The organism is Streptococcus suis, from assembly GCF_016743335.1.
Taxonomy (GTDB): domain Bacteria; phylum Bacillota; class Bacilli; order Lactobacillales; family Streptococcaceae; genus Streptococcus; species Streptococcus suis_Y.
In genome coordinates, this window is record NZ_WCJE01000001.1 from 143,932 (window position 1) to 163,658 (window position 19,727).

At 41.9% G+C, this 19,727-nt stretch carries 21 protein-coding genes and 1 pseudogene; 12 read left to right on the top strand and 10 right to left on the bottom strand.

The genetic code is table 11. The features are described from left to right. Nucleotides 1-250: 250 nt before the first annotated feature. From F9856_RS00730 to F9856_RS00750, 5 genes are all read right to left on the bottom strand, one after another. Nucleotides 251-1,093 carry a VOC family protein gene (locus tag F9856_RS00730; RefSeq protein WP_202105415.1) on the bottom strand — a complete coding sequence of 281 codons (843 nt, stop codon included), beginning with the start codon at nt 1,091-1,093 and terminating at the stop codon, nt 251-253. A gap of 107 nt (nt 1,094-1,200) precedes the next feature. Then, the gene (locus F9856_RS00735) at nt 1,201-1,602 is read right to left on the bottom strand and encodes a nuclear transport factor 2 family protein (RefSeq protein WP_044781054.1); all 402 of its coding nucleotides are present in this window, start codon (nt 1,600-1,602) and stop codon (nt 1,201-1,203) included. 3 nt (nt 1,603-1,605) lie between these two features. Next, a complete protein-coding gene (locus tag F9856_RS00740) occupies nt 1,606-2,424 on the bottom strand; it encodes a cytoplasmic protein (protein WP_202105416.1) in 819 nt (272 codons plus the stop codon). A 15-nt stretch (nt 2,425-2,439) separates the two neighbouring features. Next, nucleotides 2,440-3,060 carry a thioredoxin gene (locus tag F9856_RS00745; RefSeq protein ID WP_029943787.1) on the bottom strand — a complete coding sequence of 207 codons (621 nt, stop codon included), beginning with the start codon at nt 3,058-3,060 and terminating at the stop codon, nt 2,440-2,442. Between the two features lie 167 nt (nt 3,061-3,227). After that, a complete protein-coding gene (locus F9856_RS00750) occupies nt 3,228-3,767 on the bottom strand; it encodes an NADPH-dependent FMN reductase (RefSeq protein ID WP_044688572.1) in 540 nt (179 codons plus the stop codon). A 246-nt stretch (nt 3,768-4,013) separates the two neighbouring features. On the opposite strand from F9856_RS00750, the gene F9856_RS00755 reads away from it, so the two are divergent. Then, the gene (locus F9856_RS00755) at nt 4,014-4,361 is read left to right on the top strand and encodes a winged helix-turn-helix transcriptional regulator (RefSeq protein ID WP_172025987.1); all 348 of its coding nucleotides are present in this window, start codon (nt 4,014-4,016) and stop codon (nt 4,359-4,361) included. Nucleotides 4,362-4,389: 28 nt separating this feature from the next. Here F9856_RS00755 and F9856_RS00760 read toward each other — a convergent pair whose 3' ends face one another. Further along, nucleotides 4,390-6,087: a M3 family oligoendopeptidase gene (locus F9856_RS00760; protein WP_202105417.1), complete on the bottom strand. Its 1,698-nt coding sequence runs from the start codon at nt 6,085-6,087 to the stop codon at nt 4,390-4,392. 138 nt (nt 6,088-6,225) lie between these two features. On the opposite strand from F9856_RS00760, the gene F9856_RS00765 reads away from it, so the two are divergent. The 3 genes and pseudogenes from F9856_RS00765 to nmlR all read left to right on the top strand — a co-directional run bounded on the left by F9856_RS00765 (nt 6,226) and on the right by nmlR (nt 8,320). After that, nucleotides 6,226-7,161: a manganese-dependent inorganic pyrophosphatase gene (locus tag F9856_RS00765; protein WP_202105418.1), complete on the top strand. Its 936-nt coding sequence runs from the start codon at nt 6,226-6,228 to the stop codon at nt 7,159-7,161. Nucleotides 7,162-7,248: 87 nt separating this feature from the next. Continuing rightward, nucleotides 7,249-7,810 (top strand): annotated as a pseudogene (locus F9856_RS12405) (phage tail protein). 99 nt (nt 7,811-7,909) lie between these two features. After that, on the top strand, nt 7,910-8,320 hold the full coding sequence (gene nmlR / locus F9856_RS00780) for a stress response transcriptional regulator NmlR (protein ID WP_099871827.1): 411 nt from the start codon (nt 7,910-7,912) through the stop codon (nt 8,318-8,320). Between the two features lie 21 nt (nt 8,321-8,341). Here the strand turns inward: nmlR and F9856_RS00785 are convergent, their stop codons facing one another. Beyond that, nucleotides 8,342-8,656, bottom strand: a complete 315-nt coding sequence (locus F9856_RS00785; RefSeq protein ID WP_002938687.1) for a DUF3270 domain-containing protein — start codon at nt 8,654-8,656, stop codon at nt 8,342-8,344. A gap of 160 nt (nt 8,657-8,816) precedes the next feature. On the opposite strand from F9856_RS00785, the gene F9856_RS00790 reads away from it, so the two are divergent. Together F9856_RS00790 and F9856_RS00795 are read left to right on the top strand one after the other, a co-directional pair. After that, entirely contained in the window at nt 8,817-9,746 is a 930-nt protein-coding gene (locus F9856_RS00790; RefSeq protein ID WP_099871829.1) for a peptidase U32 family protein, read from the top strand. Between the two features lie 293 nt (nt 9,747-10,039). Then, nucleotides 10,040-11,329, top strand: a complete 1,290-nt coding sequence (locus F9856_RS00795) for a peptidase U32 family protein (RefSeq protein WP_202105419.1) — start codon at nt 10,040-10,042, stop codon at nt 11,327-11,329. A 212-nt stretch (nt 11,330-11,541) separates the two neighbouring features. On the opposite strand, the gene F9856_RS00800 is transcribed toward F9856_RS00795, so the two are convergent. Then, nucleotides 11,542-11,865, bottom strand: coding sequence for a hypothetical protein (locus F9856_RS00800; protein ID WP_044777602.1), 324 nt, complete (start codon nt 11,863-11,865; stop codon nt 11,542-11,544). 91 nt (nt 11,866-11,956) lie between these two features. Here F9856_RS00800 and F9856_RS00805 point away from each other — a divergent pair, with 91 nt between their 5' ends. Next, a complete protein-coding gene (locus F9856_RS00805; protein ID WP_004194749.1) occupies nt 11,957-12,172 on the top strand; it encodes a YdbC family protein in 216 nt (71 codons plus the stop codon). Between the two features lie 11 nt (nt 12,173-12,183). Here the strand turns inward: F9856_RS00805 and F9856_RS00810 are convergent, their stop codons facing one another. Next, a complete protein-coding gene (locus F9856_RS00810; RefSeq protein WP_105101091.1) occupies nt 12,184-12,723 on the bottom strand; it encodes a biotin transporter BioY in 540 nt (179 codons plus the stop codon). 206 nt (nt 12,724-12,929) lie between these two features. On the opposite strand from F9856_RS00810, the gene F9856_RS00815 reads away from it, so the two are divergent. Continuing rightward, the gene (locus F9856_RS00815; protein ID WP_013730222.1) at nt 12,930-13,667 is read left to right on the top strand and encodes a cyclase family protein; all 738 of its coding nucleotides are present in this window, start codon (nt 12,930-12,932) and stop codon (nt 13,665-13,667) included. A gap of 50 nt (nt 13,668-13,717) precedes the next feature. Here F9856_RS00815 and gorA read toward each other — a convergent pair whose 3' ends face one another. Further along, complete coding sequence (gene gorA / locus F9856_RS00820; protein WP_202105420.1) at nt 13,718-15,067, bottom strand: glutathione-disulfide reductase; 1,350 nt, start codon at nt 15,065-15,067, stop codon at nt 13,718-13,720. Between the two features lie 213 nt (nt 15,068-15,280). Between gorA and F9856_RS00825 the strand changes: the two genes are divergently transcribed. The 4 genes from F9856_RS00825 to F9856_RS00840 all read left to right on the top strand — a co-directional run bounded on the left by F9856_RS00825 (nt 15,281) and on the right by F9856_RS00840 (nt 19,558). Further along, on the top strand, nt 15,281-16,447 hold the full coding sequence (locus F9856_RS00825; protein ID WP_172043154.1) for an efflux RND transporter periplasmic adaptor subunit: 1,167 nt from the start codon (nt 15,281-15,283) through the stop codon (nt 16,445-16,447). Further along, nucleotides 16,428-17,123: an ABC transporter ATP-binding protein gene (locus F9856_RS00830; protein ID WP_029172991.1), complete on the top strand. Its 696-nt coding sequence runs from the start codon at nt 16,428-16,430 to the stop codon at nt 17,121-17,123. The genes F9856_RS00825 and F9856_RS00830 overlap by 20 nt, the downstream gene beginning before the upstream one ends. Then, nucleotides 17,124-18,371: an ABC transporter permease gene (locus F9856_RS00835; RefSeq protein ID WP_172043153.1), complete on the top strand. Its 1,248-nt coding sequence runs from the start codon at nt 17,124-17,126 to the stop codon at nt 18,369-18,371. It abuts the gene before it with no gap. 122 nt (nt 18,372-18,493) lie between these two features. Then, nucleotides 18,494-19,558, top strand: a complete 1,065-nt coding sequence (locus F9856_RS00840; RefSeq protein WP_172043152.1) for an LLM class flavin-dependent oxidoreductase — start codon at nt 18,494-18,496, stop codon at nt 19,556-19,558. The last annotated feature ends 169 nt before the right edge of the window (nt 19,559-19,727 follow it).

The window sequence follows — 19,727 nt, forward strand, 5'->3', positions numbered from 1 at the left end:
ACTAAACTTTAGTCCAAAATAAAATAATTTCCTTATTTGGATGACGAGACACAAAATATTTTTCGTCAAATACCTTGATGAACTTGACAAATGGTAGAAAAAAGAGTTCGTCTTCCCGCCCCCCGCACAGTTGATTAGGTTAGATTTGGAGTGTAAAACACGAACAAATCTACCAATCAACCACTGCGCTGAGATGTTGACACGAACCCTGAGAAGCGAGGTTGGTCTTTTTGCCCAGCCTCTTTTCGTATTATTCTAAAACAAGTTTAGTTTTTATACCATCCACATCGACAAAGGCTGCGCTATTGTCTAGTCTTTGAAGGTTTAGGTTTGCAGCAATGGCACGATTCAAGGTTGCTTCAAAGTCTGCTGGGCTAGAGTAGATAACAGTATAATAGGCAAGTCCTGGCATACCTTCTGTTCGTGTTTGGAGATGTTTGCCTCCCCATTCGTTGACTGCTAGGTGGTGATGGTAGTCGCCTGAGGCTAGCCAAGCTGCAGATGGGACGGAGAATTTATCCTCGACAGCTAGGACTTCTTGGTAAAATCGGCTAGAAGCGGAGCTTTCTCGGACAGATAGATGGACATGACCCATGCGACTGCCAAGCGGCATCTGATAGGCTGCGTCAGCTTTTTTCCCTAAAGCATAGATCGTCTCAGCATCCATAGGCTCAGTAATGCCGACGATACGGCCGTCCGGGCGGACATCCCAAGAGTCTTGCGGGAGGTCGCGGTAAATCTCAATGCCGTTGCCTTCGGTGTCGGCTAGGTAAATGGCTTCGCTGTAACCGTGGTCGCTGGCGCCTTGGAGGGGAACTTTGTTGTCGATAAAGTGGCGGAAAATGGTTCCTAAGTCCTCTCGGCTAGGTAGGACAATAGCCAAGTGGTAGAGTCCGTAGCTGTGGCTGACTTCGCCTTTCTGCTCTGTTTGAATCAGGCGGACAAGGGTGGTCTGCCCGACACCAAGATCAATCTGTTTAGAGTTTTCAGTCAGAACTTGGAGCCCCAATACCTGCTGGTAAAACAGGCTTTGGAGTTCCAGATTGCGGACATTGAGGGCAACATGGCCCAGCTCAAATTGGGAATTGTACATGGAAATACCTGACTTTCTGATACAATTTATAGGAATTTTCGAGTTACTTAGACTTAGTATCTTTTGGTGAACTAATATGTGACGAATAGACTTTTGAAAATTGATTTTTATCTCATAGCTTTCTCAACAAGTGCGCTATCTACAACTTGGATGAAGTTAGCAATTTTATTGTCTGCATTAAAATCATAGATATGGACAAAGTCTGCTTGGAAGGATTTCTGAGTAAGGTTGTAGGTTCCCTTGTAGTAGCCATAAACCATGACACGGTTTCCTGAAAAGGCGTAATCAACAGGTGTGGCACTATAATTGGTCCATTCAGAACCTAGTCTTGCATGGACGTTTTCAATCACTGCATCTGGACCGATATAAGTACCAGCATAGGGGAAGCCTGCAGCTTCTGTCCAAGAGACATCAGCAGCCAAATGGCTCTTGAAATCTTCTATTCGACCTTGAGCAGTAGCCAGATAAGTTTCTTCTAAAATATTTTTATATAATTGATTTTTTGACATACATTACCCCCATGGTATTTCACCGGTTAAGACTTTAGCACTCAATTCTAAGACTGCCTCGTTACGAAGATTAGGGAATTTTTCTTTCATTTTAGCGACAAAAGTAGTTGAGTCTTTGACTTCTTTTTTTAATTTGATTGCTACTTCAATATAGGCGATTGAAAAATCAAGTGCTTGAGAATCAAATGAACCTTCACTATCTGCATGACCTGGAATAATGAGAGAGGCATCCAGTGCCTTCATATCTTTTAATCGATCTTGCCAGGCTTTCAATTGCTCGGTAGTTTGTGAATCTGCTAAGAAGAGGTGAATTTGATTAAAGGTATTGATACCGCCAATAATGGTTTTGGTTTCTGCATTCCAAAGATTGATTTGACTTGGTTCACTACCGAAAAATTCCCATTTATCACCTTCAAATTCTAATGTAGACTCTTGAATGAGCGCTGGTAAAATAATATTTTTAGGAGCTTGGTCACCTAAAGAGCCTCCCCATACCTGTAATTTTTTTGATACTGTTTTTAAAATATGGTCGATAACATAAGACGTTGCATAGACAATGGTTTCTGGGAATGATTTTTTGATAGGCTCAAGAGCAAAATAATAGTCTGGATCCCCTTGAATGATAAAGATTTTTTCTAATGTCAGTTGTGCGTCTTGTAGATAGCGAACAATTCGCTCTCCTTCTGATTGTTTAAACCCTGAACCTACAAGGAGAGCCTTGCCATTTTTAATGATTAAGGTCGCCGTAACCATAAAACTTGATTCGTCATTTGTAAAGATGTGTAATTCTGTTCCATTTTGTAGCTTATAATGTTTTTCCATAAATAGTTGCCCTTTCTATTGCGTAATAGCTGCTTGGAAATTTTTTTCCAAATCGTCTACTGTGCGTACTTGGTTAATAAGATTAAAGAAGTTCCCGTCTTTTTCAAGTAACAAGGTTGGGAAAGAGGTTACCCCCATTTCATAAGCCTTGATAAAGTCTGGGTGTAGATTTTCTGGTTGATTTAAGATGCTTGATAGTTCTTCCATAGCCTTTGTAGGTAACTGATAGCTACCGATTAGGTTGGTGTAACTGTCTGCTTGACTGAGATCTAACCCATCTTCAAAAAATAAGGCTTGAATGTCTAATGTTAGCTGAGCGTGGTTAGGAGTCTCAACATAGTTTTTCAAGACTGAGTAGGCTCTAGCAGGACCGAGGGAGTCCATGGTAAAGTCCTTATCCTTAAACAATTGATTGTAGTTGTCGCCAAAAGACATTTGGTAATAGCTTTCGATTTGTTTGTTGATGGTCTGTGCCTGCTGGAAATCAACCATTTTCTTTTTGTTATCTCCGACAAACAATCCTCCGTTAATGACCTCTATTTCTATGTCAGGATGGTCTTGCATGAATTTTGTGAAAATGTGGTTAAAGCCGTAGGTCCAACCACAATAAGCATCGATGATGTAATATAGTTTCATATTAAATTTCTTTCATTTCGATTTCTTGGATTTTGATTAGAATTTAGTATTGCTATTGGCAGTTTTGGAATCTTCCTCGATTGGTACAACAACATCCCAGAGTTCTGCAATTTTATCATCTTCAACTCGATAAAGAATATAGAAGGATGTATATTGACCTGTAGAATCTAAGCTTCTAACAAAGCTTGAGCTTGAGCTTGCAGACCAGCGATGGCTTCCTCTGACAATACCAACTGTCCAGTTCCCCATGCTTCTGGATTGACAGTTGTACCTGTAAATTCACCAACCACTTGCGTACGAACAAACGGTAGGAGTGCATGGTAGCTAGCGAACATTTGGTCATGTCCAGCATTGGCAACAGATGATACAGTAACGATTTTGTCTTGTAGTGCAGATGGGCCACGTGTTTCTGACAAGTCTAGGGCACGGCTGAGCCAGTCAATCAAGTTCTTCACAGTACCTGGAATAGCAAAGTTGTAAACTGGTGAGAAAATCCAGATAGCATCTGCAGCCATAATCGCATCGCGAGCAGCTTGGACAACTGGCAAGACTGGTGTTTCAAGATCTTGGTTCATAAGCGGGATTTCTTTATAGTTAAGATAAGATACAGTTGCTTGACCTTCTAAGATGCTTTCAGCTTGCTTTGCCATTTGGTGATTAAATGAACCTTCACGTAGTGAACCGACGATAAATAGAATGTTTTTCATGTTTTTTTCTTCCTTTTTTGTAAAAATATTTTTGAAAACTGAGATTAGTGACATAGGGACTCCTTTGTATTATATAGTGCAATTGATGTTCATTGTATAACTCCTTTGAGAAAATACTTTCCTGCTTTCGCAGTTTATGGTATTATTGTATCAGGTACTAAAAATATTACAAGTACGATTTTTTTGAATAGTCACTATCTTTTTGTGAAGTAATGTGTAATATCAAGGGAAAATAAAGGAGAAATTATGGCAACTTTCACACAACATACGGTTCCGGAGTGTCCTTTTGTGACCACTCAGAGTGTATTATCTGGGAAATGGAGTATCTTATTACTACATCATATCGAAGAAGGTCCCATTCGGTTTAATGAAATGCACCGTCGATTGACAGGGATTTCCCAAGCAACCCTTACCAAGCAGTTGCGTCAGCTAGAAGATGATGGTTTAATCACTCGGAAGGTTTATGCACAAGTTCCACCAAAAGTGGAATATGAACTGAGCGAGATTGGTCGGGAATTCAAGTTGGTTTTGGAGCAAATTGAAGTTTTTGGGGATAAGTACATCGAATTTGTCAAAGCAAAAAAATCTGAATGAGTTTGAATCTCATTCAGATTTTTGTCTTTTATAGTTCGTCATCCTTAACTGCATTTAACCAATCGGCAGCAGCTTTGGCGGTGCTTTCAAGGGCGCCTTCCTTGAACGGTGATTGGAGATTTGCAGCCGCAACAACTTGCAAGAAGGACTTGGTTCCGCCCAAATCACAGATGCGGATGTAATCTTCCCAAGCTGTTTCATCGTGATCTACCTGCGTACGTTTCCAGAATTGGAGGGCGCAGACTTGAGCCAAGGTATAGTCGATGTAGTAGAATGGGCTGGCAAAAATATGCCCCTGACGGTACCAGAAGATACCACGGTTGAGGGCTTCTGACTCAGAATAATCACGGTCTGGCAAGTAGAGGTCTTGGAGTTTTTTCCAAGTCGCCTTGCGTTCTGCTGGTGTCATCTCTGGGCGTTCATAGACTTCGTGCTGGAAGTGATCCACCAAGACACCGTAAGGTAAGAAGAGAAGGGCACTTGCCAAGTGGGTAAACTTATACTTATCCACCTGTTCCTTGAAGAAACGGTCCATCCAAGGCCAGGTCATAAATTCCATAGACATGGAGTGGATTTCACAGGTTTCATAGGTTGGCCAGACAACTTCTGGACTTTGAATCCAACGCGAACGATAGACTTGGAAGGCGTGACCTGCTTCGTGGGTCAAGACATCAATATCACCGCTGGTTCCGTTGAAGTTAGAGAAGATGAAAGGGCTCTTAAAGTCAGGAATATAGGTACAGTAGCCACCGCTGTTTTTGCCTGGTTTTGCAACCAAGTCCAAGAGTTCATGCTCAATCATGAAATCGAAGAACTCGCCTGTTTCTGCGGACAATTCACGGTACATGTCTTGGGCTTGGCTGACGATAAAGTCTGGGTCACCTTGTGGGACCGCATTGCCGTCTAAGAACTCAAGATTGAGGTCGTAGTGTTTCAGGCTTGGGACCTGCAAGCGTTTGGCTTGACGTTGGCGAAGATTTTGCACAATCGGTACGATATGCTTGAGGATTTCTTCACGGTACACCTTGACCATGTCACGATTGTAGTCGAAACGGTTCATCTTGAGGTAGCCGTATTCCACATAGTCCTTGAAGCCGAGTGTGTGGGCGATTTCCGTGCGGACCTTGACCAACTCATCGTAAACACGGTCAAAGTCGGCTTCCTTGCTTTCAAAGAAGGCAGTTGTGGCAGCAGAAGCAGCCTTGCGGACCTCGCGGTCAGTTGATTGACCGAATGGCCCCATTTGTGCCAGGTTATAGGTCTGACCTTGGAATTCAATCGCAGCACCGGCAATCAGCTTGCTGTATTCATCTGTCAATTCATTTTCCTTTTGGAACAAGGGAATCACATCAGATGAGAAGGTCTTGAGCTTGTTTTCTGCCTGCATGAAGAAGGTTTTAGGCAAGATGTCTGACAACTCTTCCTTGTAAGGGGTCTGAACAATGACACGGTAGTAGTTGGTGGTCAATTCTTCAAAAAGTGGCGAATATTCATTCCAAAACTTGGTTTCTTCATTGTAAAACTCATCGTTCATGTCGATGGTGTGACGGATCATCCAGAGGTTGTACTGGGTATCGACCAGGTTGAGTAATTTGGTAACGGCTGCCACAAGTGTACGAGTTGTTTCCAAGTCACTTGCTTGAGCCAACTGGTCGGTCAGGTCAGTAAATTGAGCCTTAATGGCTTCATAATCGGGACGGACATAGGTATAGTCTGAAAATTTCATATCTTTCTCCTTTTGTATTACTACCTTCTATCTTACTCTTTTTGAAAACGTTTGGCAAATCTGGACCCATCCATGTTCACAAGTCTTTCTATTTATGGTAAAATGTAGGAGATTATTAGAAAAAATGAGGTTGTAGACATGTCTAAATTTTTAGTTTTTGGTCACCAAAATCCTGATACAGATGCCATTGCATCATCATACGGTTGGGCTCACTTGGAGCGTGAAGTGTTTGGTCGTGATGCGGAAGCAGTTGCACTTGGAACGCCAAATGAAGAAACAGCCTTTGCGCTTGACTATTTTGGTGTTACTGCACCGCGCGTGGTTGAGTCTGCTAAGGCAGCAGGCGTTAGCCAAGTTATCTTGACTGACCACAACGAATTCCAACAATCAATTGCAGACATCAAGGATGTGGAAGTGGCAGCTGTCATTGACCACCACCGTGTCGCAAACTTCGAAACGGCAAATCCATTGTACATGCGTTTGGAGCCAGTAGGTTCAGCATCATCAATCGTTTACCGTGCCTTTAAAGAAAACGGAGTAACACCTCCAAAAGAAGTAGCTGGACTTCTCCTATCAGGTTTGATTTCAGACACACTCTTGCTCAAATCACCAACCACTCACGCAACAGATCCACAGGTTGCGGCTGAATTGGCTGAAATTGCTGGTGTAAACTTGGAGGAATACGGCTTGGCACTCTTGAAAGCTGGTACCAACCTTGCCAGCAAGTCAGCAGAAGAATTGATTGACATTGATGCCAAAACATTTGGCTTGAATGGCAATGACGTGCGTGTAGCCCAAGTCAACACAGTGGATATTGCGGAAGTCTTGGAACGCCAAGCAGAAATCGAAGCAGCTATGACAGCAGCATCAGCAGCAAATGGCTACTCTGACTTTGTTTTGATGATTACAGACATCGTTAACTCAAATTCTGAAATCCTTGCGCTTGGTAGCAACATGGACAAGGTGGAAGCGGCCTTTAACTTCAAGTTGGAAAACAATCATGCCTTCCTTGCTGGTGCCGTTTCACGTAAGAAACAAGTGGTGCCACAATTGACAGATGCTTTCAACGCCTAATAAATTTTTCTACCGACCTCGAACCTGGAGTCGGTAGGAAGGCCTTATCTAGCACCTTCGGGTGCTTTCTTTATTGAAAGGAAAATCATGTCTTATACAGTAAATTTCAAAGAAGTCGAAACGACAGGCTTGGAAACTAGTCCAGTCGCAGAAGTCTTGGCCGGTCTGCGTGCCAACGAAGCTCGCTATTTCTGGAACAAGTACAAGCAGGAGTTCGTGGTCTATACACCAGAAGAGAAGCCTGAAATCCTGCCCTTCATCAAGAAGGTCTTGGCAGAGCGTTTTGTGCTTTGATAGTCACTCCCCTGACTATCAAACTCCCCTACACTCCTTCAACCCAGCCCAACTTTTATAGTCTTTCAGTTTGCTTTTAGTACTAGGCAACGAGCTGCAGGCAGTACTGGAGTACGGCAAAGCGAGTTAACGCAGTAATAAAAGATAAACTGAATGACGATATGACAATGGCCTGGCTGTCAATGTCCTCTATACGCTAGAAGAAGGAGGCAAACGAGCGGTCGGTTTCAAATTGTCAGACGGCATTGACATTCCAAAAGAATTTGAAGGCAAATTCAAGTTTGCCCGCCAACGCTCCAAACTGGCAGGCGAAATCCGTGGGACTTTCTTTGTTGTCAAGGGCGAGTATTTATAGGATGGCAAATCTGGGGAAACCCAGATTTTTTATATAATGACTTGACTTAGAGTTGACTTCAAGGTGTATAATAAGCGAAAACAAAGAAAGGAGCCTGGAATGAATATCAAAGAAGTTAGTGATGTAACAGGTCTATCAGCAGATACCATTCGCTACTATGAGCGGATAGGACTTACTCCCAAAATTGCAAGAAAATCTTCTGGAGTAAGGAATTTTTCGGAAAGTGATGTAGCCATTTTGGAATTTATCCGCTGTTTTAGGAGTGCTGGTATGTCTATTGAGCGCTTGATTGAGTATATGGGCTTGGTGCAGGCAGGAGATAGTACAGTGGAAGCCCGGATTGATTTACTAAAAGAGGAACAGGAAGAACTGCGGTCACGCTTGTCGGAAATTCAGCAAGCTCTAGATCGTTTAGATTATAAAATAGAAAATTACCAGACTATATTAAGAGGTGCAGAGAATCAATTGTTCACAGACGGCGGTAGTTCATTCAAAAAAGGCAGAGGATAACTTCTCTGCCTTTATAATTCATTATTCATTTTTTCTTATAACTTGTTTGGGTTTAAATTTCTTCTTTAGCCCAATTTGAACCAAACGTAGTCCAAGAAAACCCGTCGCACTTGCCAATATGATGGCAACAAAAACAGGAATGCCTACGGATAGATAGACATAACTAGCGATGACTGTTATCAAACTAAAAAATGCGATATTAACAAAAAACAACAATTCCTTTAGACGTTCTTTATTGGTATTTTTTGCCTGATAGGTTTGAAAATTAGCCTTTTTCTCTTTCGGGATATACTCTTCGTACTGGTACTCATGGGACTGATAGTGTCTTAATGCCATATCGTCTCCTTTTCTGCTCCTTAAAGAGTACCATAACATTGCTGAATTTTTATGTCATTTATATTACAATAATGTTACAAGAGAAAAATTAGAAAAGTCTGAATATTAAAATACAGGTAGTCACTTATCAGATATTTCTCTTTTTGATATAATTATCTTTATGGAAAAAATTATCATTACAGCAACAGCTGAAAGTATTGAGCAGGTCAAAGAACTGCTTGCAGCAGGAGTTGACCGTATTTATGTTGGGGAAGAGGATCATGCCCTTCGCATCCCAACAAATTTTACCTATGATGAACTCAGGGAAATAGGAGAGCTAGTTCATAGCGCTGGGAAGGAATTGACGGTCGCTGCCAATGCCCTCATGCACCAAGATATGATGGACAATATCAAACCGTTTATGGAGCTAATGAGGGAAATAAAGGTTGATTATCTGGTTGTCGGAGATACTGGAATTTTCTACATCAATAAACGTGACGGCTACAATTTTAAGCTAATCTATGACACATCTGTCTTTGTGACTTCCAGCCGTCAGATTAACTTTTGGAAAGATCATGGAGCAGTAGAGGCTGTTTTGGCAAGAGAGATTCCATCAGAAGAACTCTTTGATATTGCTAAGAACTTGGAAATGCCAGCGGAAATCTTGGTCTACGGCGCCTCTGTTATTCACCATTCTAAACGAACCTTGTTACAGAATTACTACAATTTTACAAAGGCTGATGAAACAGATTTGTCACGTGGACGTGGACTTTTCTTAGCTGAGCCGAGCGACCCAGATAGCCACTATTCCATTTTTGAAGATAAGCATGGCACCCATATCTTTATCAACAATGACATTGATATGATGACCAAGCTATCAGAATTAGATGAACATGGTTATCATAATTGGAAACTTGATGGTATCTATTGCCCTGGTCAGAACTTTGTTGAAATTGTTAAGCTTTTTGTTCAAGCAAGAGATTTGATTGAAAAAGGCGACTTCACTTATGATCAGGCCTTCCTTTTGGATGAACAGGTACGCAAGCTCCATCCAGCTGAACGTGGCTTGGATACAGGCTTCTACGAATTTGACCGTAATAAGGTTAAATAACAATATTTTTAGCACAATTTATTTACTTTAACCTGGCAGAGTTAGCTCTGTCACTTACTATGTAAGGTCAGAGCACGAAAACGCCTTTGGGCGATTTTCTAAACTCTGCACTAGGTTTCCGAGTGAAACAACATCGTTTACAGTATTCTATCCTGGCAGAGTTAGCTCTGTCACTTACTATGTAAGGTCAGAGCACGAGAACGCCTTTGGGCGATATTCTAAACTCTGCACTAGGTCTCCACATGAAAAATATCGTTTCATGTGGAAACCGTCGCAAATAGAGGAGATTTTACATGACGTCAAAAATATTAAAGCGTCCCGAGGTATTGTCACCTGCTGGGACTTTGGAGAAATTGAAGGTTGCCATTGATTATGGTGCCGATGCTGTCTTTGTCGGCGGTCAGGCCTACGGTCTGCGTAGCCGAGCTGGTAACTTTACCATGGACGAGATGCGGGAAGGGATTGAATATGCCCATGCCCGTGGTGCCAAGGTCTATGTAGCTGCCAACATGGTCACCCACGAAGGCAATGAAGAAGGAGCAGGAGCCTGGTTCCGCGAATTGCGTGACATGGGCTTGGATGCCGTTATCGTATCTGACCCAGCCCTCATCGTTATCTGTGCTACTGAAGCGCCAGGCCTTGAAATCCACCTGTCTACCCAGGCTTCTTCCACCAACTATGAAACCTTTGAATTCTGGAAAGAATTGGGCTTGACTCGTGTCGTCTTGGCCCGTGAAGTGACCATGGAAGAAGTGGCTGAAATCCGCAAACGGACAGACGTTGAGATTGAAGCCTTTGTTCACGGAGCCATGTGTATCTCCTACTCAGGTCGTTGCGTTCTCTCCAACCACATGAGCAAGCGCGATGCCAACCGCGGCGGTTGCTCTCAGTCTTGCCGCTGGAAGTACAACCTCTACGACCTCCCGTTTGGTGAAGAACGCCGTTCGATTAAGGGGGAAATACCAGAGGAGTTCTCCATGTCTGCGGTGGATATGTGTATGATTGACCATATTCCAGACATGATTGAAAACGGGGTCGATAGCCTGAAAATCGAAGGCCGTATGAAATCTGTTCACTACGTATCAACCGTGACCAACTGCTACAAGGCTGCGGTAGATGCCTATCTTGAAAGCCCAGAAAAGTTTGAAGCGATCAAGCAAGACCTGATTGATGAGATGTGGAAGGTTGCCCAACGTGAATTGGCGACAGGTTTCTACTATAGCCCGCCGAGTGAAAATGAGCAGCTCTTTGGAGCCCGCCGTAAGATTCCAGAATACAAATTTATCGCCGAAGTAGTGGCTTTTGACAAGGAAACCATGACCGCAACCATTCGTCAGCGTAATGTTATCAACGAGGGTGACCAAGTAGAATTCTATGGACCAGGATTCCGCCACTTTGAAACTACTATTCAAGACCTTCGTGATTCGACAGGTGAGAAAATTGAACGTGCCAACAAGCCGATGGAACTCTTAACTATTAAGCTGGACCGTGAAATCTATCCTGGTGACATGATTCGTGCCTGCAAATCAGGCCTCATCAACCTCTACCAAGAAGATGGGCAATCTCTAACTATTCGTGCATAAACATAAAAAGGCTGAAATTTCAGCTTCAGAACGTAGATAAACTCTTAAAAATATAAAAATTGAAGAAGTTTGCGAAAGATAGCAAGTCATTAAACTCTTAGAAACATTGATATTTCGGTGTTTCTGAGAGTTTTTAATTTTCAATATAAAGAAAAAAGATTGAAGAAAATTGTCCAAAATGGACTTTTTCTTCAATCTGCAAGGCTGAAATTTCAGCCTTTTGTTTGTTGTTGAGAAGTCTTGATGCTATCTGGAACCAAGGTGACTTTATTGATGTCCTCGATTTTTATAATGCTGGTAACCTGACGTTTGAAATTTTTCATGATAATCCGTTGGCGATCGGTATCATATTTCACAATGTCACCTGTGAAACTACGATCACCATAGATGACATGGACTGCAGCTTTTTTATATAAAGCCAGCTCCAAGTTATTCTTGATTTCTTCCTTGCTATCTGGCTCAATAGACTTAGGAGCTTTGCCATGTTCTAAAAAGACGGTGATCTGCTCGAAAATAACTTCTAAAAACCTCTTCATAGCATAATCCTTTCAAACTTGATATAATTATATTATCTAATTTTTATAAAAATGACAAGCTTTTTCGAATAGATAAGTGAGGAGGTAACAAATGGCAGAATTTACATTTGAAATTGAAGAAAAATTATTGGTCTTATCTGAAAATGATAAAGGATGGACCAAGGAGCTTAATCGAGTATCTTTTAATGGAGCACCAGCCAAGTATGACATCCGAACCTGGAGCCCTGACCATACCAAGATGGGCAAGGGGATCACGCTCAGCAATGAGGAATTCCAAGTTCTACTCGACGCGTTTGCTAATAAATAAATGAAAGAAGCCTAAGCAAAATAGGCTTCTTTTTTGATAACAGGTTGCAATAAACGATGACAAATCATGACTAGTGTAATTTTAGCTAAATCAGGAAGAATGAAAGGCATAACAGTCCATCCGATAGAGTCAGTCCAACTGGCACCTAAAACTAGCTTAAATACAAAACAGCCGATAAGGAAACAGATACTTGTTCCAAGTAGGCAGGCTAGAAAAATTGTGACTGGTGAGGAGTCTGATTTAGTGAGGGCAGAAGTGATGATAGTGTAGAGTAGAAACCCCCATAGAAAGCCCGAGGTCGGTCCTGTGAGTGCAGCAAAGCCACCAGAAAAACCAGCAAAAACAGGTAAACCGATAGCGCCAAGAACTAGATATAAGCTGACACTTGTAATTGCCTCCTTGGGTTTGTATAGACAAGCTACTAAGCCGATAGCTAGGGTTTGTAATGTAAATGGTACAGGTCCGATAGACAGACTGATTTGTGAAAGGGTGGAAATTAAGGCTGTTCCAATAGCGATATAAACAAGAGATTTGATAGAAGTTGTTTTCATTTGTTATCCTCTTAAAATTTTATGGTTAACAAAAATTATAGTGAGATTAGATAAGAAAGTCAATGCTCTTTCATCGGATGTAACAACTCTATAGGTGATTTTTATAACAGCTAATAAGAAACTTATATAGTAAAAAAACAACAAATTATATGTAAAACAACCTATACCTATGCTAGAATAATAAAAAAAAGAAAGTGAGAATTTCTATGACAGAATTACTTGATATTTACCGTACTCTTAAATCTAAAACTTGGGTAGACTTGACTCACCAAATCAATGAAAAGAGCCCGCATTTCCCTGCGCTACCAGCTCTCGAAAAGAAAGCCCTATTTACTCATAAGGATGGCTTCTTTGTCGAACAATTTACGGTTGTGGGGCAGTATGGAACCCATATTGATCCTCCGATTCATTTTGTAGAAGGAGCTCGTTATCTTGATGAGATTGATTTGAAAGATTTACTCCTGCCACTCTACGTTATTGATAAATCAGCTGCTGTTATAGAAAATAATGACTATGAGATAACTAAGCAGGATATTTTAGACTTTGAGGCTGAATATGGTCCGATAGCGCCAGAATCTTTTGTTGCCTTTCGTTCGGATTGGTCAAAGCGCTGGCCTAGTCAAGATGCCATTCGTAATCTAGACGAAGATGGAGTTCAACGTACACCAGGATGGAGTCATGAAGCTCTAGAATATTTGATTGAAGAACGTCAGGTGAAAGCAGTTGGTCATGAAACGTTGGATACCGATTCAGGAGTATCTGCAGCTAAACACGGAGGAAGTTTACCAGAAGAATACTATCTCCTATCAAAAGATATTTATCAGTTGGAAGTATTGGCAAACTTGGATCAGGTACCACCGACAGGTGCATTGATTTCAATCGCTTTTCCTCATTGGGAGAAGGCTTCGGGTTCACCAGTGCGAGCAATTGCTATATTACCATAAGAAAAAGTCCAGACAGTGCTGACCTTCATGTCTGGACTTTTTCAATTGAGTTAACGCATAGTAACAAATTCTTCAGAACCTGTCGGATGGATGGCGACAACGGCATCAAATTCTTCTTTTGTAGCTCCCATTTTGATAGCAACTGAGAATCCTTGAATCATTTCATCGACACCATAGCCAATGCCGTGTAAACCGACAACCTGTTCATTCTCGCCAACTGTGACTAATTTAAACTTAGCCATTTGGCGATTGTTTGCTAGGGCAGTGTACATAGAGGTAAAGGCTGAAGTATAGACTTTTACATTGTCCTGACCGTATTGGGCAATCGCTTCGTCCTCAGTTAGACCAACGGTTCCGATAGCGGGGTGAGAAAAGACGACAGTTGGGATGGTTGTGTAATCCATTTTTGCGGTTGGTTTATTGTTAAATAAACGTTCTGCCAAAAGGCGACCTGCCTTGATTGCAACGGGTGTTAATTCTTTTTCACCAGTCACATCACCGAGGGCATAGATGCCTGGTACAGCTGTTTCTTGGTATTCATTGACAGAAATATGTCCTGAAGAAGTAAGTTGAACACTAGTTGCTTCTAGGTTGAGTTTGTCAATATTTGGTTTACGTCCAATTGCCCAAAGGACCTTCTGAGCAATATGGTTACTACCGTCAGCAAAGTTAATCTGGATTTGTCCATCATCAGTTTTTTCAAGACTGACAGGAGTTTTCCCAGTATGGAGTGGAAGGTTGGTACGTTGCATTTCTTCCATCAAGGCATCAACAATGTAGGTATCAAAGCTACGAAGAGGGCGATTTCCACGAACAAAGAGGTCAGTTTGGACACCGAGTCCATGTAGGAGACCAGCCATTTCTACAGCGATATAACCAGCACCAATCACAGCCACAGAAGAAGGTAATTCTTCCCATGCAAAGACATCGTCAGATACAATCCCTAGCTCACTACCAGGAATAGCAGGGACTACCGGTTTGGCGCCAGTTGCGATGACAATGTGTTTTGCACGAATCAGCTCACCATTGACTTCAACTGTTTGATTATCCACAAAACGTGCGAAACCCTGGATAACTTCTACTCCGTTATTGTTAAAAGTATTACCGTAGGATGCGCGTGAACGCTCAATATAGGCTTCGCGATTTTTACGCAAGGTGGCAAAATCAAATTTTACATCCTGGCTGGTAAAACCATACTCAGGTCCATAGTGGTGAATGGCTTCAGCTACTTGAGAACCGTACCACATGATTTTTTTAGGAACACAGCCAAGGTTAACACAGGTTCCGCCAAGGTGGCTTCCTTCGATCACAGCAGCCTTAGCCCCATAGATAGCAGCACGGTTCATAGTAGCAATACCGCCGCTGCCTCCACCAATGGCAATAATATCAAATTCTTTCATGAGTTTTTCTCCTCTAAATGATAATTATCTTCATTCTATCGTTTTTTTACTTATCAATCAAAAATCCGCTACGTTCTCTTACAAAATTGTAAGTAGGAAAAATACCGAACTTTTTGTAAAATGATTAAGAAAACACTTGCAAAAAAACGTGTATTTGTGTATTATAAAGACAATACAAAATAAATATGTTTTGAATTAGAAAAGGAGTATCATATGTTAAAGACAAAGAAGGCTAAAATTGCTTTGTTCAGTGGTCTCAGTGTTGCGGCTGTCGCCTTAATTGGTGGTGCCTTGGTATTTGGAGGTGTATTAGGTGGTTCCTCACCGACTTCTACAGAGCAAGTTGCGACCAGTTTGACCTATACAGTAGCTAAAGAGGGATCGATTGCTTCATCGACCTTATTGACAGGAACGATTTCTGCAGCAGATGAACAATACGTTTACTATGATCCTTCAAAAGGAGATTTGAGCGAGGTCTTAGTTGAGCCAGGAACTCAGGTTGAAGTAGGAACACCATTGATTCGCTATGATGCAACAGAATTGCAGTCTGCTTTGGATACTGCTGTTCGTGGGCGTGATAAGATTGGACGTCAGATTTATGATTTGAGAAACAATGGTCAGACTGTTCAAACAACGGGTGATGCTGCAACAGATGAAGCGGCAACAGCTGCAGCTCAACGTTCAGTAGATATGCAGTTGGCAGACTTGAATGATTCGTACGCAGATGCACAAGCTGCTGTGGATAAAGCGTATACAGCCTTGCAAGAAGCTACAGTTACAAGTACAGTAGCTGGTACAGTTGTGGAAGTGAATAAATCTGTCTCAAAAAGTTCAACATCTAGCCAGACAGTGGTTCATATCGTCAACCAAGGTAGCTTACAAGTTACAGGTAATTTGACAGAATACGATTTGGCAAACATTGCGGTTGACCAAGAAGTAAAATTGACTAGTAAGGTATACCCTGATAAGTCCTGGACAGGTAAAATCACCTATATCTCCAACTATCCCTCAACTGAACAAACTGCTAGTGTAGCAACAGGAACTAGTGGTGGCTCAGGTGCCAAATATCCTTTCAAGGCTGCTTTGACCAGTGAATTGGGTGAATTGAAGCAAGGTTTTACAGTTAATATTGAAGTTGTTAATACTACCAATCATATTTTAATTCCTGTAACAGCAGTTGTTCCAGAAGAAGATAAAAACTTTGTATGGACAATTGTGGAAGGGAAGGCTAAAAAAGTAGAGGTTACCCTTGGAAATGCAGATGCTCTCAATCAAGAGGTGACAGCAGGTATTGCAGCAGGAGATCAGGTCATTACTATTCCAACTCCAGACCTTGAAGAAGGAAAAGAGGTTGAAGCCAATGAAGAACCAACTTATTAGATTAACCAATATCAATAAATCCTATAAAAACGGTGACCAAGAACTTCGTGTCCTCAAAGATATTGATTTAGAGGTGGAAGAGGGAGAATTTTTGGCTATTATGGGACCGTCTGGTTCAGGGAAATCAACCTTGATGAATATTATCGGGCTATTGGATCGTTCCAGTTCAGGGAACTATTGGTTAGAAGGTGAAGAAGTTAGTCAACTGTCTGAGAAGAAATTAGCCTCCGTCCGCAATGACCAGATTGGCTTTGTTTTCCAACAATTCTTTCTATTATCCAAACTCAATGCCCTTCAAAATGTTGAGTTACCTTTGATTTATGCAGGGGTTCCAGCCAATCAACGAAAAAAATTAGCCAAGCGATACTTAGAAAAAGTCGAATTGGCAGAACGGATGACCCACCTACCGTCAGAATTGTCAGGTGGTCAGAAACAACGGGTTGCCATTGCGCGTGCATTGGTCAATACACCAGCTATTATCTTGGCAGATGAGCCAACAGGTGCCTTGGATACCAAGACAGGTGAGCAAATCATGGAACTCTTGACAGAGTTGAATAATGAAGGAAAGACCATTATCATGGTTACACACGAGCCTGAGATTGCTGCCTATGCCAAACGTAAAATCGTTTTGCGTGACGGTGTCATTACAGAAGATAGTAGAAGGGAGGAGGTATAGATGGAAAATTGGAAATTTGCCCTCAAGTCTATCCTAGCCCATAAGATGCGTTCTCTTTTGACTATGTTAGGTATTATCATCGGTGTGGCCTCTGTTGTGATCATTGTAGCAATGGGAACAGGTATGTCTAAGAGTATTGAAAAGTCTCTGGCTGGTGATCAGAATAATGTTCAGGTCTACTTTACTCCCTTTGTTGGAACTGAAGAACAAACTCAGGGTGCATTTACGTACACAGTTCCTGGCGAGGCTTCTGAAGAACAGGAGCCAGATGTAACGGACACAATGTTAAAGGGGCTTTTGGAAATCGATGGGCTCAGTGGCTACTACATTAGTGCTTCAAGTACCTCTACTGTAGCAGCGGGCAATGCGCAAGCTGATAATGTCTTTATTACTGGTGTTAGTCAATCCTATTTTGACATAAAGGCATTAGAAATCTTGGCTGGCCGTCGTTTCACAGCTAACGATTACAGCCGATTTTCCCGTATTATCATGTTGGATGTTGCACTTGCTGAGAAACTTTTTGGTTCAGCAGAAGCGGCCCTTAACCAAATCGTCAGTGTCAATGCCAATTCTTACCTTGTAGTTGGTGTTTACAAAGATCCCAAAGCAGGTACTTCCCTCTATGGTTTCAACTCAGGCGGAAATGCCATTATGACCAATACGCAACTAGCTGCTGAAATGGGTACCAAGGAAAATAGTGGGCTCTATGTCCATGTAGAAGATGTGAGTAGAGCTGCTGAGGTTGGTCAGGCTGCCGCAGCATACTTGACCAACATTACAGGTCTAAAGGAAGCCCGTTATGATATCTATGATATGTCAGCTATGTTAGATGATTTTAAGAACCAAATGTCAGGTGTCACTACGTTTATCGGTGCTGTTGCAGGAATTTCACTTCTTGTAGGTGGTATCGGTGTTATGAACATCATGTTGGTATCTGTGACTGAGCGGACACGTGAAATCGGTCTTCGTAAAGCTCTGGGGGCAACCCGAGGAAATATCTTGATGCAGTTCTTGATTGAAGCTATGGTCTTGACCACTTTAGGTGGAGCAATCGGTTTAGCTATCGCTCAAGCCATTGTGTTTATTCTCAACGCCACAAAGGTTATGGGAGAGATGACAGCTGAAATCTCAATACCGGTTGTATTAGGAAGTTTAGCATTTTCAGCAGCAGTCGGAATTGTCTTCGGCGTTCTTCCTGCTAATAAGGCTTCTAAGCTTGATCCAATTGAGGCATTACGTTACGAATAATTGATTGAAACGATTAGGTTTTCCTAGTCGTTTTATTATTTGAGCAAATTCCTTGACAATATCACTAGTTAGTAATAAAATAAGACCATCAAATAAGTAAGAGATGTAAAGGAGAACACATCATGGTAGAATTAGGTATTTCAACATTTGGCGAAACAACTCCACTAGAAAAAACAGGGGAGACTTACAGCCACGACGAGCGGATTCGTCAGCTAGTCAAAGAGATCGAGCTAGCAGATGCGGTGGGGCTTGATGTCTATGGGATTGGGGAACATCACCGAGAAGATTTTGCGGTTTCTGCACCTGAGATTGTGCTGGCAGCTGGTGCCGTCAATACCAAGCATATCAAGTTAACATCAGCAGTTTCTATCCTTTCCTCCATGGATCCTGTGAGACTTTACCAGCAGTACACCACCATTGATGCTTTGTCAAATGGCAGAGCGGAAATCATGGCGGGTCGGGGTTCCTTTACCGAGTCATTCCCCTTGTTTGGTTATGATCTCCACGACTATGAAGAACTCTTCGATGAAAAGCTAGATATGCTTCTGGAAATCGATAAGGAAACCAATCTCAAGTGGGATGGGCATTTTACCCAGTCTGTCGATAATAAGCCAGTCTATCCACGTCCTGTTCAGGAAGATTTTCCCGTTTGGGTAGCAACTGGGGGCAATGTAGAGTCCACCATCAAGATTGCTAAGAAAGGCCTGCCAATCGTTTATGCTGTCATTGGTGCAGGTGCCCATCGCTTTAAACCTTTAGTCGATGCTTATCGCAAGGTTGCTCGCAACTCAGGTCATGATCCAAAGAAAACGAAAGTTGCAGCCCATTCCTGGGGTTGGATTGCAGACGACCATGACAAGGCTGTGGAAGAATACTATCATCCAACCAAAGTAATTACGGACAATATTGCCAAAGACCGCCCACATTGGAGCGAGATGACCAAGGCGCAATATCTCTACTCTCTGACAGACGAAGGAGCAACCATCGTCGGAGATCCAAAACGAGTCGCTGAAAAAATTATCAAGACTATTGAAACACTTGACTTGGACCGTTTCTTCCTCCATCTCCCAATCGGTTCAATGTCACATGAAGATGTCCTCCGTGCTATCGAACTCTACGGAAAAGAAGTTGCGCCAATTGTCCGAGATTATTTTGCAAAAAAAGAAGAGAATCAGTCCCAAGACTGATGAGATAGTTGATAGGATGAGTTATACTCCCATCTTTGATAGTTTGAAACGACAAAAACCTCCCTAACCCTATGCATATCAAGGGTTTAGCGAGGTTCTTTTTGTATATCAAAAATGCGTACTTTTTCCCGATTTTGATGATTTTAAAAAATTTTTCATCTTTTTTTCG

Coding starts and splice junctions, on each gene's coding strand:
- F9856_RS00730 (WP_202105415.1), bottom strand. CDS start 1,093: ATGTACAATTCCCAATTTGAGCTGGGCCATGTTGCCCTCAATGTCCGC.
- F9856_RS00840 (WP_172043152.1), top strand. CDS start 18,494: ATGGTAGAATTAGGTATTTCAACATTTGGCGAAACAACTCCACTAGAA.
- F9856_RS00805 (WP_004194749.1), top strand. CDS start 11,957: ATGGCAGAATTTACATTTGAAATTGAAGAAAAATTATTGGTCTTATCT.
- F9856_RS00765 (WP_202105418.1), top strand. CDS start 6,226: ATGTCTAAATTTTTAGTTTTTGGTCACCAAAATCCTGATACAGATGCC.
- F9856_RS00755 (WP_172025987.1), top strand. CDS start 4,014: ATGGCAACTTTCACACAACATACGGTTCCGGAGTGTCCTTTTGTGACC.
- F9856_RS00745 (WP_029943787.1), bottom strand. CDS start 3,060: ATGAAACTATATTACATCATCGATGCTTATTGTGGTTGGACCTACGGC.
- F9856_RS00800 (WP_044777602.1), bottom strand. CDS start 11,865: ATGAAGAGGTTTTTAGAAGTTATTTTCGAGCAGATCACCGTCTTTTTA.
- F9856_RS00785 (WP_002938687.1), bottom strand. CDS start 8,656: ATGGCATTAAGACACTATCAGTCCCATGAGTACCAGTACGAAGAGTAT.
- F9856_RS00825 (WP_172043154.1), top strand. CDS start 15,281: ATGTTAAAGACAAAGAAGGCTAAAATTGCTTTGTTCAGTGGTCTCAGT.
- F9856_RS00740 (WP_202105416.1), bottom strand. CDS start 2,424: ATGGAAAAACATTATAAGCTACAAAATGGAACAGAATTACACATCTTT.
- gorA (WP_202105420.1), bottom strand. CDS start 15,067: ATGAAAGAATTTGATATTATTGCCATTGGTGGAGGCAGCGGCGGTATT.
- F9856_RS00795 (WP_202105419.1), top strand. CDS start 10,040: ATGACGTCAAAAATATTAAAGCGTCCCGAGGTATTGTCACCTGCTGGG.
- F9856_RS00790 (WP_099871829.1), top strand. CDS start 8,817: ATGGAAAAAATTATCATTACAGCAACAGCTGAAAGTATTGAGCAGGTC.
- F9856_RS00835 (WP_172043153.1), top strand. CDS start 17,124: ATGGAAAATTGGAAATTTGCCCTCAAGTCTATCCTAGCCCATAAGATG.
- F9856_RS00830 (WP_029172991.1), top strand. CDS start 16,428: ATGAAGAACCAACTTATTAGATTAACCAATATCAATAAATCCTATAAA.
- F9856_RS00760 (WP_202105417.1), bottom strand. CDS start 6,087: ATGAAATTTTCAGACTATACCTATGTCCGTCCCGATTATGAAGCCATT.
- nmlR (WP_099871827.1), top strand. CDS start 7,910: ATGAATATCAAAGAAGTTAGTGATGTAACAGGTCTATCAGCAGATACC.
- F9856_RS00810 (WP_105101091.1), bottom strand. CDS start 12,723: ATGAAAACAACTTCTATCAAATCTCTTGTTTATATCGCTATTGGAACA.
- F9856_RS00750 (WP_044688572.1), bottom strand. CDS start 3,767: ATGAAAAACATTCTATTTATCGTCGGTTCACTACGTGAAGGTTCATTT.
- F9856_RS00815 (WP_013730222.1), top strand. CDS start 12,930: ATGACAGAATTACTTGATATTTACCGTACTCTTAAATCTAAAACTTGG.
- F9856_RS00735 (WP_044781054.1), bottom strand. CDS start 1,602: ATGTCAAAAAATCAATTATATAAAAATATTTTAGAAGAAACTTATCTG.